At 67.6% G+C, this 13,605-nt stretch carries 12 protein-coding genes; 2 read left to right on the forward strand and 10 right to left on the reverse strand.

Going from position 1 to position 13,605, the window contains the following annotated elements:
* Both ACZ48C_RS23305 and ACZ48C_RS23310 read right to left on the reverse strand, forming a co-directional pair.
* Complete coding sequence (locus ACZ48C_RS23305; RefSeq protein WP_464783139.1) at positions 1 to 1,353, reverse strand: hypothetical protein; 1,353 nt, start codon at positions 1,351 to 1,353, stop codon at positions 1 to 3.
* 26 nt (positions 1,354 to 1,379) lie between these two features.
* Positions 1,380 to 1,658: a DUF2249 domain-containing protein gene (locus ACZ48C_RS23310; RefSeq protein ID WP_119255378.1), complete on the reverse strand. Its 279-nt coding sequence runs from the start codon at positions 1,656 to 1,658 to the stop codon at positions 1,380 to 1,382.
* A 227-nt stretch (positions 1,659 to 1,885) separates the two neighbouring features.
* On the opposite strand from ACZ48C_RS23310, the gene hemN reads away from it, so the two are divergent.
* Positions 1,886 to 3,238 (forward strand): oxygen-independent coproporphyrinogen III oxidase, encoded by a 1,353-nt coding sequence (gene hemN / locus ACZ48C_RS23315; protein ID WP_464783140.1) that lies wholly within the window; start codon positions 1,886 to 1,888, stop codon positions 3,236 to 3,238.
* 60 nt (positions 3,239 to 3,298) lie between these two features.
* Here hemN and ACZ48C_RS23320 read toward each other — a convergent pair whose 3' ends face one another.
* The 6 genes from ACZ48C_RS23320 to ACZ48C_RS23345 form a co-directional block, all read right to left on the reverse strand.
* Entirely contained in the window at positions 3,299 to 5,197 is a 1,899-nt protein-coding gene (locus ACZ48C_RS23320; RefSeq protein WP_464783141.1) for a nitric oxide reductase activation protein NorD, read from the reverse strand.
* 7 nt (positions 5,198 to 5,204) lie between these two features.
* Positions 5,205 to 6,008, reverse strand: coding sequence for an AAA family ATPase (locus tag ACZ48C_RS23325; protein ID WP_464783142.1), 804 nt, complete (start codon positions 6,006 to 6,008; stop codon positions 5,205 to 5,207).
* A 64-nt stretch (positions 6,009 to 6,072) separates the two neighbouring features.
* On the reverse strand, positions 6,073 to 7,419 hold the full coding sequence (locus ACZ48C_RS23330; protein WP_464783143.1) for a cbb3-type cytochrome c oxidase subunit I: 1,347 nt from the start codon (positions 7,417 to 7,419) through the stop codon (positions 6,073 to 6,075).
* 24 nt (positions 7,420 to 7,443) lie between these two features.
* Positions 7,444 to 7,896, reverse strand: a complete 453-nt coding sequence (locus tag ACZ48C_RS23335) for a c-type cytochrome (protein ID WP_119255383.1) — start codon at positions 7,894 to 7,896, stop codon at positions 7,444 to 7,446.
* Positions 7,897 to 8,051: 155 nt separating this feature from the next.
* A complete protein-coding gene (locus tag ACZ48C_RS23340) occupies positions 8,052 to 8,327 on the reverse strand; it encodes a cytochrome C oxidase subunit IV family protein (protein WP_318913158.1) in 276 nt (91 codons plus the stop codon).
* Between the two features lie 10 nt (positions 8,328 to 8,337).
* On the reverse strand, positions 8,338 to 8,898 hold the full coding sequence (locus tag ACZ48C_RS23345) for a cytochrome c oxidase subunit 3 (RefSeq protein WP_464783144.1): 561 nt from the start codon (positions 8,896 to 8,898) through the stop codon (positions 8,338 to 8,340).
* A gap of 98 nt (positions 8,899 to 8,996) precedes the next feature.
* Between ACZ48C_RS23345 and ACZ48C_RS23350 the strand changes: the two genes are divergently transcribed.
* Positions 8,997 to 9,152: a hypothetical protein gene (locus ACZ48C_RS23350; RefSeq protein WP_162911266.1), complete on the forward strand. Its 156-nt coding sequence runs from the start codon at positions 8,997 to 8,999 to the stop codon at positions 9,150 to 9,152.
* Positions 9,153 to 9,186: 34 nt separating this feature from the next.
* On the opposite strand, the gene ACZ48C_RS23355 is transcribed toward ACZ48C_RS23350, so the two are convergent.
* Entirely contained in the window at positions 9,187 to 12,462 is a 3,276-nt protein-coding gene (locus ACZ48C_RS23355) for a TonB-dependent receptor domain-containing protein (RefSeq protein WP_464783145.1), read from the reverse strand.
* A gap of 107 nt (positions 12,463 to 12,569) precedes the next feature.
* Positions 12,570 to 13,589 (reverse strand): FecR family protein, encoded by a 1,020-nt coding sequence (locus ACZ48C_RS23360; protein WP_464783146.1) that lies wholly within the window; start codon positions 13,587 to 13,589, stop codon positions 12,570 to 12,572.
* Positions 13,590 to 13,605 lie beyond the last annotated feature (16 nt).

The raw sequence follows: 13,605 nt of genomic DNA on the forward strand, positions 1-13,605 counted from the left end.
TCATCTCCTTGAGAGGGAAAGGGGCAGGAAAAGGTGCGGCCGCACCGCGCCGTCCGGCGCGCGCAGCGCCGCCGGCACGATGGCGAGGCGGCGCGTGCGGATGAATTCGCGCATCAGGGCCAGCGTCGCGAGAAGCTGCAGGCACACGATGGTGCGGAAGGCGCCCGCCGCACCCATAAGAAGCGCCAGCGCGGCGGCGGCCACCGCACCGTAGTATATCAGGAAGAGAATACGCGCGCGGCCCTCCTCGACAAGATCCTGCACCCGCGGCACCGGCGCGCGGCCGAGAACCGGCCCATAGGCTTCCAGCCAAGTGAGGAAGGCGACGATCTTGTAGAGCTGGGCAAGCCCCAGCCCCGTCAGCCAGCCGAAGACGAAGAGATAGACGAGCGCCGCGACGCCGTCCCCTTCCCGCACGGTGGGGATGTTGACGAGGAGGACGCAGACGGCGAGCGCGGCGAAGGCCGGAAAGGTCGCGCGGATGTTCAGCTCCGCCTGCTTGCGCCTGCGCGCGCGGTAGAGATGCAGGACATCGCCGCCATAGAGCAGCGCCGCTGCCAGCGACAGGAGGAGCGCCGCGGCGAAGAGCAGGCCCGCGCCGGAAAGGGCGAGAAGCACGAGCGGAAGGCAGGCCGCGATGAGGCCGGTCGCCAGTGCCGTCGCCCACCAGGCCGCATGGCTCGTCCGCCGCTCGGTTTCCGGCGCGAGCAGGAACATGGCGAGGAGACGATAGCTGACGCCGACGGCGGTGATGCTGAGCCAGCCGCCGAGCCCGAGCGCCGCATGCAGCCCCAGGCCGTCGGCGACCAGCCGGGCGACGGGCTCGGCCTCGACGATGCCGGAAAGGGCGAGAGTGAAGGCCGCGCCGACGAGGACCGTCGCCGTGAGCGCGGCGAGCCCCAGGGCGACGAAGCGGGCGGGCAGCGGAAGGGGCCGCGCCGCGTGGAGCGTCGCCGCGAGGATGGCGACGACGAGGCCGAAACCGAGGAGCAGCAGCCCGCCGCCGGCCGGCAGGAGAAGGAGCGGCAGGTCGACGAGGCCGGAAAGCGCGACGAAGCCGGCGACCAGCAGGCCGAGGCCGCCGGCGACGAGCGCCAGCGCCGGGGCCGCGAACCGGCCGCCGACCAGCGGCCGGGCGATGAGCACCGGCACGAATTGCAGGAGCGCGCCCGCCATCAGCAGGCTCAGCCAGCCGATGGCGAGGACATGGACGAGGACCAGCGTTTCCGGCGCGCCGATGGCGGCGGCCGGATAGCCGTAGCCCAAGGCCATCAGCCCCTGCCCCGCAAGGAGCATCAGGCAGGCGACGGCGAAGTAGGACATGGTCCAGCGGGAAAGCGTGGCGCCCGGCATCTTGGTTCCTCCTCGCCGCGGAAGGCTCAGTGATCGGAGCCGCAGCAGCAGTCGCAGCCGCCGTCTTCCAGCCGGTCGATCTCGACGCGCCAGACCTCCGGCCCCTGCTCCAGATAGTCCCAGCCGAACTGGCCGGGGAAATTCGTCTCGAGTTGGTAATGCAGCGGGCGCGGATCGTGGTCGCTGGTGATCAGCATCGACTTGCCGGGAAGCAGCGCGCCGAGCATGCCGAAGATGCGCGGATGGCGCTCGCGCGGCGGGACCGTGCGGACATCGATGAGGGGCTTTTCCTGAAGGTCTGACATGTTCGGGTGTTCCGTCCCGGCCGCTCCGGTTTGCGTTCCGCAAGGGCACGGCCCGACCCGAACGGAACCGGCCAAGGCTAGCGCCGCGCCCGTCCCGCCACTTTGACCATGCGCAAACAATTCCCGGTTTGCCGGGGCGATGGCGTCTTGCTTGGCTTTTCGCAAAGAAGCCCCGCGCGCCGGCTCCTAGGCTTTCGTCAATCGATGAACCGGACAAGGAAAGCGCCATGCAACAGGCCCTGATCGAAAAATACGGCGAGGCGCGGCTGCCACGCTATACGAGCTATCCGACGGCTCCCGCCTTCTCGCCGGCGGTCGGCGCGGGCACCTATGGCGACTGGCTCTCCGGCATCGCGCCGGGCACCGATGCCTCGCTCTACCTGCACATTCCCTTCTGCCGGTCGATGTGCTGGTACTGCGGCTGTCACACCACCATCACCCAGCGCGACGAGCCGATCCTCGACTATATCGACATGCTGCGAAAGGAGATCGGCCTCGTCTCCGACAGGGTCGGCAACCGGCCGAGGATTCGCCACGTCCATTTCGGCGGCGGCACACCGACGATCATGCAGCCGGAGGAATTCCGCGACCTGATCGGCCTGATGCGTGCCCGCTTCGCCTTCACGGCCGGCATGGAGATCGCCGTGGAGATCGACCCGCGCACGCTGACGCCCGACATGGCCGATGCGCTCGGCGAAGCCGGCGTCACCCGCGCCAGCCTCGGCGTGCAGAGCTTCGATCCCGTCGTGCAGAAGGCGATCAACCGCATCCAGAGCGAGGCGCAGACGCTGGACGCCGTTCAGCGGCTGCGCAAAGCCGGCATCGGCGGCATCAATTTCGACCTCATCTACGGCCTGCCGCACCAGACGGTGGCCTCCTGCATCGAGACGGCGCGGGCGGCGGTCGCCATGCGGCCGGAGCGCTTCGCCGTCTTCGGCTACGCGCATATCCCCTCCTTCAAGAAGCACCAGCGGCTGATCGACGAGCGCGCCCTGCCGGATGCGGCGATGCGCGCCGAGCAGGCCGAGGCCATCGCCGAGACGCTTGCCGCGGCCGGCTATGTCCGCATCGGCCTCGACCATTACGCCCTGCCGGCCGACAGCCTCGCGCTTGCGGCAAGGCGCGGCCGGCTGCATCGCAATTTCCAGGGCTACACGACGGATGCCTGCACGACGCTGATCGGCTTCGGCGCCTCGTCCATCGGCCGCACGCCGGAAGGCTATGTGCAGAACGAGGTGCCACCGGGGCTCTACGCCCAGCGCATCGCCTCCGGCCGGCTCGCGACCGTCAAGGGCTACCGCATCACGCCGGAGGACCGGCTGCGCGCCGAGATCATCGAGCGGCTGATGTGCGATTTCCGCGCCGATGTCGGCACCATCGCCGGCCGGCACGGCTTCGATGCGGCGGCGCTTATCGAGGGAAATGGCCGGCTGGCGGCGCTCGAACAGGACGGGGCGGTCGACATCCGCGGCGGCACGGTCACCGTGCGGCAGGACCATCGCTTCATCATCCGCGCCGTCGCGGCGGCCTTCGACGCCTATATCGACCAGTCCGCCCGCACCCACAGCAAGGCCGCCTGAAACGAGAAAGGCCCGGCATGGTGCGGCATGCCGGGCCTTTCCGCGCTGGTCCTGCGTCCTCTATCCCACAAGACCGCGATAGATCGCCGGCAGCGCCGCGGGCAGCCTGGCGATATTGCTGACGATGGCATAGCCGTTGCGGCCGAACATGGCCGGCACATAGGCCTGCGCCTCCCGGTCGACCGTCACCCCGAACACGCTGACGCCGGTACGGCGCGCCTCCGTGACGGCGCGGCGGCTGTCCTCCAGCGCGAAGCGGCCCTCGTAGTGGTCCACGTCGTTCGGCTTGCCGTCAGTGAGGACGAGGAGGAGCTTCCGGCGGTTCGGTTGCTCGCGGAGCTTTGCCGCCGCATGGCGGATCGCCGGGCCGATGCGGGTATAGAAGCCCGGCTTCAGCGCCGCGATGCGCGCCTCCACGCCATGGCCCATCGGCTCGCCGAAATCCTTCACCGTCTCGACGCGCACCCAGGAGCGGCGGCGCGAGGTGAAGGTGAGGATCGAGTGACGGTCGCCGCAGGCGGCAAGGCCGTGGGCGAGCACCGTCAGCGCCTCCTTCTCGACATCCAGCACCCGCCGGTTGTCGAACCAGGCGTCGGTGGAGAGCGACACGTCGACGAGGATGGTGACGGCGAGGTCGTGCGCCTGCGGCCGGCTCATCAGGTGGATCCGGTCGCTGCCCTGCCCGCCGGCGGCAAGGTCGCTGCGCGCCCTGACCACGGCGTCGAGGTCGAGTTCCGCCCCGTCGAGTTGTGCGCGCAGCATCTCGTGCCGCGGCCGCAGCACCTCGAACTGCCGGCGCACGCGGCGGATGAGGCTCCTGGTATCGGCACCGGCCTCCGGCACGGCGGCGGTGTCCGGCGCAGGCGAGGCGAGCACGCGGCAATGGTCCGGCAGGTAGGTCGCCGTGCGGTAGTCCCATTCGGGATAGGTATGTTCGCCGGTCAGCCGGGTGCGGTCGAGCGCCTCCGGCGGCAGGTCGAGGTCGAAGTGGAAGCGGGCGGCGGGCCTTCCCTTGCGCTCGCCGAGCGTCATGTCGTCCAGCTCGTCGGCGGCCGAGGCGTCATGGTCGTCGCTGTCGTCGCCGGGGCGGTCGACATTGACCATCTCGGCCATGGCGAGGATCTTCTCGAAGCGGTTGAGAATGAAGGGGCTGCGCTCGCTCTTGCGGTTCTCCGCCTTCTCGCGCTCAGCCACATGCCGGCCGGTCTCGGCGGCCTGTGGATCGCCGCCGCTTGCCGGCTGGTCGTCCTCTCCCCTTCCCTCGCCGTCCTCGCGGGCGAGCGCATCCGGCCAGAGCGGCACCGGCAGCATGGGCAGGTAGCCGGGCGGGGCACGGTGGGGGAAGATGACCGGCAGCGTGTCGTCGGCAAGCCCCGCGCCCTTCTTCAGCAGGCCGAGGATGCGGTTCTCGACATGGCGTTCGATGGACGGCAGCGGCCGGCTTCGGCGCGCTGCAAGCGTCGCGGCGCAAAGCCGGCAATAGCGCCGGGCAAGGCCCGGAAAGGCGGCAAGCACCGCCTTCGCCGTCGCCTCCGCCCGCGCCAGGATCGCAAGGTCGCGCTGGAGCGGGTCGGCATGCGTCACCTGGTCCAGAGGCATGACGGCCATGGCGGCGGCGAGCCAGACATAGAGGCCGCGGTTGAGGCCGCGGTCGGCGAAGAGGGCGATCTCGCCGGGCAGCATCAGCGTCGCGTGGTCGCGGCCGGGCTGCACCAGCTTCTCCTCGCCGAGCCCCACGCGCTGGCGCAGCCGCAGGCGGTGCGTCGAGGTGCGCCCGCGCGCCGGCGCGATCTGCACCGCGCCCTCCCCGCCGAAGCCGCGGAAGCAGACGGCGAGCACGGGCCGGACCTCCTCCAGCCGGACGGCATGGTCCGGATGGCGTTGCCATGTGGCGGTGTTGCCGACGAGCCTGTGCCAGGCCCGGCCGACGGTTTCCTCCAGCTCCAGGAAATCCAGCATGGCGGCCTCAGCGGATCATCGCATCGGCGATTTCGAGAAGTGCGGCCCGCACGTCCGGCTCGTCGGTGAGCGGTTCGATCATCGCGGCGCGCACCGCCTCGCGCATCGTCATGCCGCTGTCGATGAGGCAGGCGCAATAGACGAGAAGGCGCGTGGAGACGCCCTCCTCCAGATCGTGGCCCTTGAGGGCGCGCAGCCGGTGGGCGAGCGCGACGAGCGGGGCGACGCGCGCCTCGTCCAGCCCGCTTTCGGTGGCGACGACGGCGATCTCGGCCGCCTTCGGCAGGAAGTCGAACTCGATGGCGACAAAGCGCTGGCGCGTGGAGGGCTTCAGCGCCTTCAGGAGGTTCTGGTAGCCGGGATTGTAGGAGACGACGAGCATGAAGCCGGCGGGGGCATCCAGTACCTCGCCGGTGCGCTCCAGCGGCAGGATGCGGCGGTCGTCGGTGAGCGGATGGAGCACGACGGCGACGTCCTTGCGGGCCTCGACGATCTCGTCGAGATAGCAGACGCCCCCCTCGCGCACGGCGCGGGTCAGCGGGCCGTCGACCCAGACGGTATCGCCGCCCTTGAGCAGATAGCGGCCGGTGAGGTCGGCAGCCGAAAGATCGTCATGGCAGGAGACGGTGGAGAGCGGCAGGCCGAGCCTTGCAGCCATATGGCTGACGAAGCGGGTCTTGCCGCAGCCCGTCGGGCCTTTCAGGAGCAGCGGAAGCTGGCGCGTCCAGGCGGTCTCGAACAGGGCGCATTCGTTGCCCGAGGGGCTGTAGGCGGGGATGTCGGCGCGCGCGGCCTTGAGCATCACGTTCATGTCGGTCTCCAGATTCATAGAGGAAAATGTGCCGGCCCCGCGGGATGACGGGGCCGGCCAGCGCTCACTCGGCCGGCTGGACCATCCGGGTGAGGCTGTCGGCACGCTCGCGGCCGGGCACCAGCACCGCCCAGATGAACATCAGCGCCGAGACGAGGACGACGGCGCCCGAGCCGAGGCGGACCCAGTAGAACAGCGAGAGCTGGTCCTGCACGTCCATGAAGCTTTCGCCGAGCACGCGCTGGAGGTGGATCTGCACGACGCCCGCGAAGGTGAGCGCGAAGGTCATCACCGACATGGCCGTGCACATGATCCAGAACGAGGCGATCGAGAGCCACTGGTTGTAGGGCTGGCGGCCGCGGATCTCGGGGATGGCATAGGCCATCATGGCGAGATTCAGCATCACATAGGCGCCGAAGAAGGCGAGGTGCCCGTGCGCGGCGGTGACCTGCGTGCCGTGGCTGTAGTAGTTCACCGACGACAGCGTGTGCAGGAAGCCCCAGACGCCCGCGCCGAAGAAGGCCATGACCGAGCAGCCGATCGACCAGAGCAGCGCCGCCTTGTTCGGATGGTTGCGGCCGGCTTTCCAGGTCATCACGAAGGTGAAGATGACCATGGTGAAGAAGGGCGCCACTTCCAGCGTCGAGAACAGCGAGCCGATCCACTGCCAGTAGCCCGGCGCGCCGATCCAGTAATAGTGGTGGCCGGTGCCGAGGATGCCCGAGAAGAGGGCGAGGCCGACGATGACGTAGAGCCACTTTTCCACGACCTCGCGGTCGATGCCGTTGATCTTGATCATCAGGAAGGCGAGCACGGAGGCCATGATCAGCTCCCAGACGCCCTCGACCCACAGGTGGATCACGTACCACCAGTACATCTTGTCGAGCGCGAGGTTCGCCGGGTTGTAGAAGGCGAAGAGGAAGAAGAGCGCAAGGCCCCACAGGCCGAAGAGCAGGATGTTGATGACCGTGGTCTTGCGGCCCTTCAGCGCGGTCATGGTGATGTTGAAGAGGAACATCAGTACGACGACGACGATGCCGACCTTGGCGATGAAGGTCTGCTCGAGGAATTCGCGCCCCTCATGGATGCGGAACATGTAGCCGACAACTGTCAGCCCCGCCGCCACGAAGAACAGCCAGAACTGGAGGACGGCGAGCTTCGGGCTGAACAGCTCCGTCTCGGTCTCCTCCGGGATCATGTAATAGGTCGCGCCCATGAAGCCCATGAGCAGCCAGACGACGAGCGCATTGGTGTGAATCATGCGCACGATGTTGAAGGGCAGGAGCTCGGAGAGCGTGTTCGGCAGCACGTAGATCGTGCCGGCGAGGACCCCGAAGGCCACCTGGGCGAGGAACAGGCCGAGCGCGCCGTAGAAATACAGCATGGCGACCTTCTGCGTTTGATATTTCATGTCTTTTCTCCTCAGGCCTGTCGCTCAGCCGGCATCGTTCGGCGGCCAGTTCTGGGTCTTGATCCTGCTCGTCCATTCGAGGAAGTCGGCAAGATCGTTGAGTTCCTGTTCGGTGAGGTTGAACTGCGGCATCTGCCGCCGGCCCTCCGCGCCGCTCGGCTGGGCGGCCATCCAGGCCTTGAAGGCCTCGCGCGCACCCTCCGGGTCCTCCGCGCCGCCGTAGCGCTTCCACACATTGCCGAGCTCGGGCGCGAAATAGGCGCCTTCGCCGAGCAATGTGTGGCAGTTGATACAGGCGTTCTTTTCCCACACGTGCTTGCCGCGGGTGACGCTGTCGGAGAGCGTCGCCTCGTCCGTGGAGGTGGTGCGCATGTAATAGTGCGAGTGGGCCGTAAGCCCCACGAAGATCGTGAAGAAGAAGATGGACCCGCCATAGAAGACGTTGCGGGCCCCGGTCTTGGTTAGGCGCTCTGCCATCCCCTGGTCCTTTCCCTTGCCGAACCCGAGAGGCCCGGCGCCAAAACCCCGCCGATCGGTTGCCGGCGATCCCCTCGCCGGCCTGCGGGACGTCTCCGGTTCTAGCCGCGGGAGAAAAGCCTTCTTTGCGAATAGGCAAAGACCGGGGCGGTTCGTCAGCCGATCAGGTTGATGGCGAGGGCGCGCACGAGCGCGAGGGACAGCAGCGTCGCCGGCCAGGCGAGCAGCGCCGAGCGCATGAAGCCGCGGTTTGCCCGCAGTTCCATGAAATCGAGGATGACGAGGCGGCCCTTCGCATAGGCCATGACGAGCACGGCCGCGACCGGCACCAGCAGCCCGCCCGAAAGCCCGCCGACGAAGGCGCCGCCGGCGGCGAGCGTCAGCAGCATGGCGAGGGTGGCGATAAACTGTTCGCGAGCCTGTCGGGTCATCGGAAAATCCTCAGGTCAGATAGATGATGGGGAACATGACCAGCCAGACGAGATCGATCGCGTGCCAGAGCGTCGCGATCATCACGACATTGCCGCGCGACGGCCGCCGGGCGACGAGAAGCAGGACCGCCGCGCCGAAGACGACATGCAGCAGGTGGAAGCCGGTGACGAGGAAATAGAGTTCGGCAAGCGTGCCGAGACCGCCGACGCCCGCCTTCACTTCGAGCCTATATTCGAAGGCCTTCACCGCGGCGAAGGCGAAGCCGAGCAGCGCCGCCAGGACGAGGGGACGGCGGGCCGCCCTATCCCCGGCGCTGAGCCGAACCGCCAGCGCCGCCTGCCAGCCGCTCAGCACGAGTATGATGGTGTTGGCGGCCGCAAGCCCGGGATGAAGATGGGCGCGAAACAGCGCCGCCCCTTGCGGATCGAGCACCGTCAACACCATGAAGGCGACGAGCAGCGCCCCGAAGACGGCGAGTTCGCTCCAGACCAGAATCCATAAAAGCAGGGAATCCGCTTCCCCGCTCTCCACCTTCGTTGCCGCCGTGCCGAGATCATTCGCTGCCGTCATGGCCTTTCCCTAGCAAGCCGGGCCTCGGCCTTCTTTGCGCAGGCACAAAGATGGACCCGGCGGAACGCGGCATGGTGGCGGCAGAAAAGGATGGTTTCATGAGCGACGCGCAGTTCGGCCTGATGGTCGCGGCCCCGGTGATTATCGGCTTTGCCCTCATGCTCTACCGCATGGGCGTGCTTCAGGGGGCAGGAACGCTTTCGGCCGTCGGTGCCTCGGTGGTCATCGCGGCGGTGCTGTTCTTCGGCCAGTAGGGGCCGCAGCTTCCAGGCTGCGGCCTCACTGCGCCTAGAACCGGTAGTTCACGCCCAGCTTGATCTGGTCCATGCGCGGCTTGCCCTTCCATCGATAGGCGACGCCGTTGAGCTCCGGCGTCTCGAAGCTGCCATGCGTCAGGTTGGCGAAGCTGTATTCGCCCGTGACGGTGACCTTGTCGGAAAGCGCATATTCGATGCCGCCACCCGCCGTCCAGCCGGAGAAGCGGCTGCTGTCGGAGGCCTCGGACCAGACGAGCTCGCCGGCGATGCGCCGGGCGCGCTTGTATTTGCCGTCCATGTCCGCCACGGCATAGCCCGCCTTGCCGAAGATCAGGATGTCGCCGATGGCATAACCGATGCGCCCGTGCACGCCGGCGAACCAGTTGGTATCGACCTCCCCGCCCTGTATCCCGGTGATGACCATGTCCTTGTGGGTGTTCGACCAGGAGAACTCGCCGCCGATGCCGAGGACGACATTGTTGGCGAGCTGGTAGTCGTAGCCCATCTGGAAACCGGCGGCGTAACCGGACGTGTCCCCGAAGCTGTAGTTCTGCGGGTTCATGCCGTTCTGGGAGAAATCGGCCATCTGGAAGCTGGTCAGCCCCGTGCCGGCATGAAGACCGGCATGGAAACCGGTCCAGTCATAGGTGTCGGCATCGTCGAGGCCGAGCGCGCCTTCGAGGGAGGATGCGGAAAGATCGGTCGTCAGGCTGACGCGGATCGTCCGTCCCGGCGAGGGAACCCGCGTCAGGCTCAGCGGCTCGACATAATAGACGTCCGTGAGGTTCTCGACCGCAAGGCTGAGCGTCGCATAGTCGGTCAGCTTGTAGGACGCCCATACGTCGACGATGGTATAGGGCTTCCACGGAATCTGCGCGATGAGGCTGGCGCCGCCCTGCCCCGGAGCCTGGGCGCCGGCGGCGCGCGGCCCGATATGGGAAAACCGGCTGCTCAGCGAAAGCCGCTCGTCCAGCATGGTCTGCGTCAGCGTCAGGTTCACCTGATATTCCGGCGGAACGTAGTTCGTGGCATAGTCGCTCGCTAGCGAGGAATTCGCGCAAGTCGCGACGGTCACGCAATATTCGACATTGGTGTAGTAGGAGCCGCCCAGCTCGGCGGTGAAGCCGCCGCGCTCGTAGCGGGCGGAAAGATCGACGCCCGAGAACTTCGCCTGCTCGATATTGCGGATCCGCATGGTCGTGCTGTTGACCCGCGTCCGGTTGATGTAGTCGTCGATCGTGCTGTCGAAATAGCCGACCTTCAGCCGCAGGCTGTCATCGCCGTCGAAGACGCCTTCCCGGGTGAGATTCGTGCCGAATTCCCAGGTTTTCGAGGTTTCGGGCCGCAGGTTCGGATCGACGACCGTGGCGAAGCCGCCGGCCGATTCGAACAGGGACGGCAGGCGCGCGGCGTTCTTGTAGCTGCCATAGACGTTCCAGCCTTCGAGCGGCGTCACGGTCAGGGTGCTCGAATAGTCGAGCGCATCGTCCGTCTGGACCGGGTCGGTGTTTCCCGGAGCATTGTTGCGGGATTCGAAGCGATGGTAGCGCAGGCCGCCGTCGAGCTTGAGCCAGTCGAGCGCCTGCCAGCCCGCATTGGTGAAGGCCGAGGCCTCCCAACGCTCGCCGTTCCGCGGCGCGACATTTCCCCCGACATCCAGCGGCCGCGTCTCCTCGTGGAGATAGGACAGGCCGTATTGCAGGGAGATGTCGCCGAAGGACGTCTGGAAGCGCGAGGTGTTCGACAGGTCCGTGCCCCGCATCTGCGATTCCTTGGTGATCGTGCCGTCGACCGCCTGCGTCTCCTCGTCGAGCCAGCTTCCCCACAGGTTCCACTTGAGATCGACGAGGTCGCTTTCAGGGTCCCAGTGGTAGCGGCTGGTCAGGGTATCGACGCGGATATGGGAGGGATTGCGCTGGTAGGTCGAGTCGCTGTCGGTCGCCAGTTCCGTGGCATATTGCTCGCCGAAGGTGCTGTCGTAGAGCGAATAGCCGAGTTCCAGCGTATGGTCGTCGCCGAAGCGAAACGTTCCTTTCAGCAGGCCGGAATAGATGTCCTGCGAGGTGTTCAGGACCTCCTCGCCCGGAAGATAGATCGACAGGCCCTTCTCGTACCAGTCGAGCGCGCAATCGCGGCCGGCGGCATCATCGCATGCCGCCGGGCTCGGCGCGCCGCTGCCGTTCCTGCCCGCGTGGTAATTGCCGGAAACGCGGCGCGAAAAGCCGCCGAGGATATCGACATTCTCGCTCCGTCCGGCGAGGACGAGGCTCGCCGAGCCCGAATTGATGTCGAAGAGGCCGGGACGGTCCACCTTGCTTCCCGGCAGCGTCCAGAGATAGCCAGCTGTGTCCCGTTCACCGGAGAGCGCCAGGTGGCGCTTCGACAGGGACGTCCAGGGCGAGGTCGTGTTGCTGCTGCCCTCGATCTTCATGCGCGCGCCGAAATTCTCGCCTTCCGGGATGATGTCGTCGGCGTTCAGCGTGCGCATGCTGACCATGCCGCCGATGGCGCCGGCGCCGGTCGCGCTGGTGCTCGGTCCCTTCTCGACGGCGACGCCGCCGATGAAATCGGGATCGATGAAGGTCGAATTGGCAATGCCCTGATAGCCCCGGTACATCGCAGTCGAATTCTGCGCGCCGTCGACGGTGACGGGAACGCGGCCCTGGCCCTGCAGGCCGCGGATGTTCGCGTCGATGCCGCCGCTGGCGCGGCTCTGGCCCGAATAGACGCCCGGCGCGCCCTTCAGGATATCGGCGGGGCTCGCCCCGTGATAGCGCTCGATCTGGTCGCCGGTGATATAGGCGCTCGAATCCGATGCGACATAGGGATCGTCGGCACCGTTGCCGGTGCGGGCGCCGTCGATCGTGATGGCCTCGAGCACCGTCGATCCGTCCGCATCGGCCGCCGCTCCGTCGATGGTACCCGTCGCCTGAAGATCGACCAGCGCCGCGGTCGTCGGACCGGTCATGCGCACCGAGAGGCCGCTGCCGGCGATCAGCCGCCGCAGCGCCGCGGCGGGCGGCATCTGCCCCGAAACCGCCTGCGAGCGCTTGCCGGCAAGCGCGCTTGCGGAATAGCCGACCTGCCAGCCGGCCGCGCGAATGAAGGCATCGAGCGCATCGGGCAGGGGCTGGGCCGGGATGGAGAAGGCGACGCCCCTGGTCTCCATGGAGACGCGGCTCGTCTTCTGCTGGGCGACCGCCTCGGCGGGCGTCATCGCAACGCTCGCCAATACCGTCGACGCCAGAAGCGCCCAACGGGTCGTCCTGCTGCCATGCCTCTTGTCGATACCGCCGGCTTTCGCCATTTCCCTGCCCCTTCAAACGTCGTCGGATGCGGCGGCGGCATCCCCTGCCGCCGCCAATACCCATTCGACGTAAGCCGCCGGGCGATCTCACAAAAAAACTTGAGAATTTATCGAAGGATTATGACGCCACCCGGAAGGCGGGTCCATTTCGCCCCGACGACTTCCGCCAGGCTGCGGATCGCATTCTCGGCTTCGTCCAGGCGATAGTTGCCGCTGACCAGCGCATTCACAGCGCGATCGTTCAGCGTGATGACCCGCCCGCCGTAATAGCGGGAGAGCTCGCGGATCACCGCGCCGAACGGCTTGGAATAGAAGATCACCCGACCCTCGCGCCATGCAAGGTCGCGCGCGGGGTCGGCCGGACGGACGGGGGAAAGCGCATCCTCCTCCACCTCGATCATCTCGCCGGGCCGGAGTTCCACGCCCTGCCCACGATCCGGCAGGCGGGCGACGTCGACCCGTCCGCGCTCCAGAACGACGCGGTCGCCTTCATCGCCGGAGCGGACGGCGAAGGACGTTCCCTTCACCTCGGCCTCGCCATAGCGCCCGGCGACCCTGAAGGGGTGGGCGGGGTCGTGCCTGACGTCGAACCACGCCTCGCCGTCCAGCACGCGCACGTCGCGCCGGCCGTCTTCGAAGTCGAGCGCGACCGCGCTTGCCGTGTTCAGCAGCATCCGCGAGCCGTCCGGCAGAGTGACATCCTTCTGCTCGCCGGCGGCCGTCAGGTAATCCGCCTGCCAGCGGATCAGGAGCGCGGGATATTCCAGCACGCCGACGACGAGAGCGATACAGGCGGCCATGGCCGCCACGGTCCTCATCCATGGCCGGTGTGCCGGCCGGCGGCTTGCGGGAGCGGGCCGGCGACCCTGCGTGCCCTGCGCCCGCGCGAGGTTCTGCGAGGCGGCGGCGACCTCCGGCAGGTTCCAGATCCGCAGAAGTTCGGCATAGGCCCGCTCGTTCTGCGCGCTCTCGCCGCGCCAGCGGCCGAATGCCGCCAGCTCGGCCGGATCCTCGGCCCCCTGCAGGCGGACGAACCAGTCCAGCGCCTGGTCCGCGACGGACCCCGCATCTGCCGGCTCGATGCCCGGAACGTTCCGGTCGGGTTTCTCCAGGCTCAAAGCGCCCATCCCTTCTTCTTCGTTT

The organism is Shinella sp. 1A1 (genome assembly GCF_055379515.1).

Coding starts and splice junctions, on each gene's coding strand:
- ACZ48C_RS23305 (WP_464783139.1), bottom strand. CDS start 1,353: ATGCCGGGCGCCACGCTTTCCCGCTGGACCATGTCCTACTTCGCCGTC.
- ACZ48C_RS23310 (WP_119255378.1), bottom strand. CDS start 1,658: ATGTCAGACCTTCAGGAAAAGCCCCTCATCGATGTCCGCACGGTCCCG.
- hemN (WP_464783140.1), top strand. CDS start 1,886: ATGCAACAGGCCCTGATCGAAAAATACGGCGAGGCGCGGCTGCCACGC.
- ACZ48C_RS23320 (WP_464783141.1), bottom strand. CDS start 5,197: ATGCTGGATTTCCTGGAGCTGGAGGAAACCGTCGGCCGGGCCTGGCAC.
- ACZ48C_RS23325 (WP_464783142.1), bottom strand. CDS start 6,008: ATGAACGTGATGCTCAAGGCCGCGCGCGCCGACATCCCCGCCTACAGC.
- ACZ48C_RS23330 (WP_464783143.1), bottom strand. CDS start 7,419: ATGAAATATCAAACGCAGAAGGTCGCCATGCTGTATTTCTACGGCGCG.
- ACZ48C_RS23335 (WP_119255383.1), bottom strand. CDS start 7,896: ATGGCAGAGCGCCTAACCAAGACCGGGGCCCGCAACGTCTTCTATGGC.
- ACZ48C_RS23340 (WP_318913158.1), bottom strand. CDS start 8,327: ATGACCCGACAGGCTCGCGAACAGTTTATCGCCACCCTCGCCATGCTG.
- ACZ48C_RS23345 (WP_464783144.1), bottom strand. CDS start 8,898: ATGACGGCAGCGAATGATCTCGGCACGGCGGCAACGAAGGTGGAGAGC.
- ACZ48C_RS23350 (WP_162911266.1), top strand. CDS start 8,997: ATGAGCGACGCGCAGTTCGGCCTGATGGTCGCGGCCCCGGTGATTATC.
- ACZ48C_RS23355 (WP_464783145.1), bottom strand. CDS start 12,462: ATGGCGAAAGCCGGCGGTATCGACAAGAGGCATGGCAGCAGGACGACC.
- ACZ48C_RS23360 (WP_464783146.1), bottom strand. CDS start 13,589: ATGGGCGCTTTGAGCCTGGAGAAACCCGACCGGAACGTTCCGGGCATC.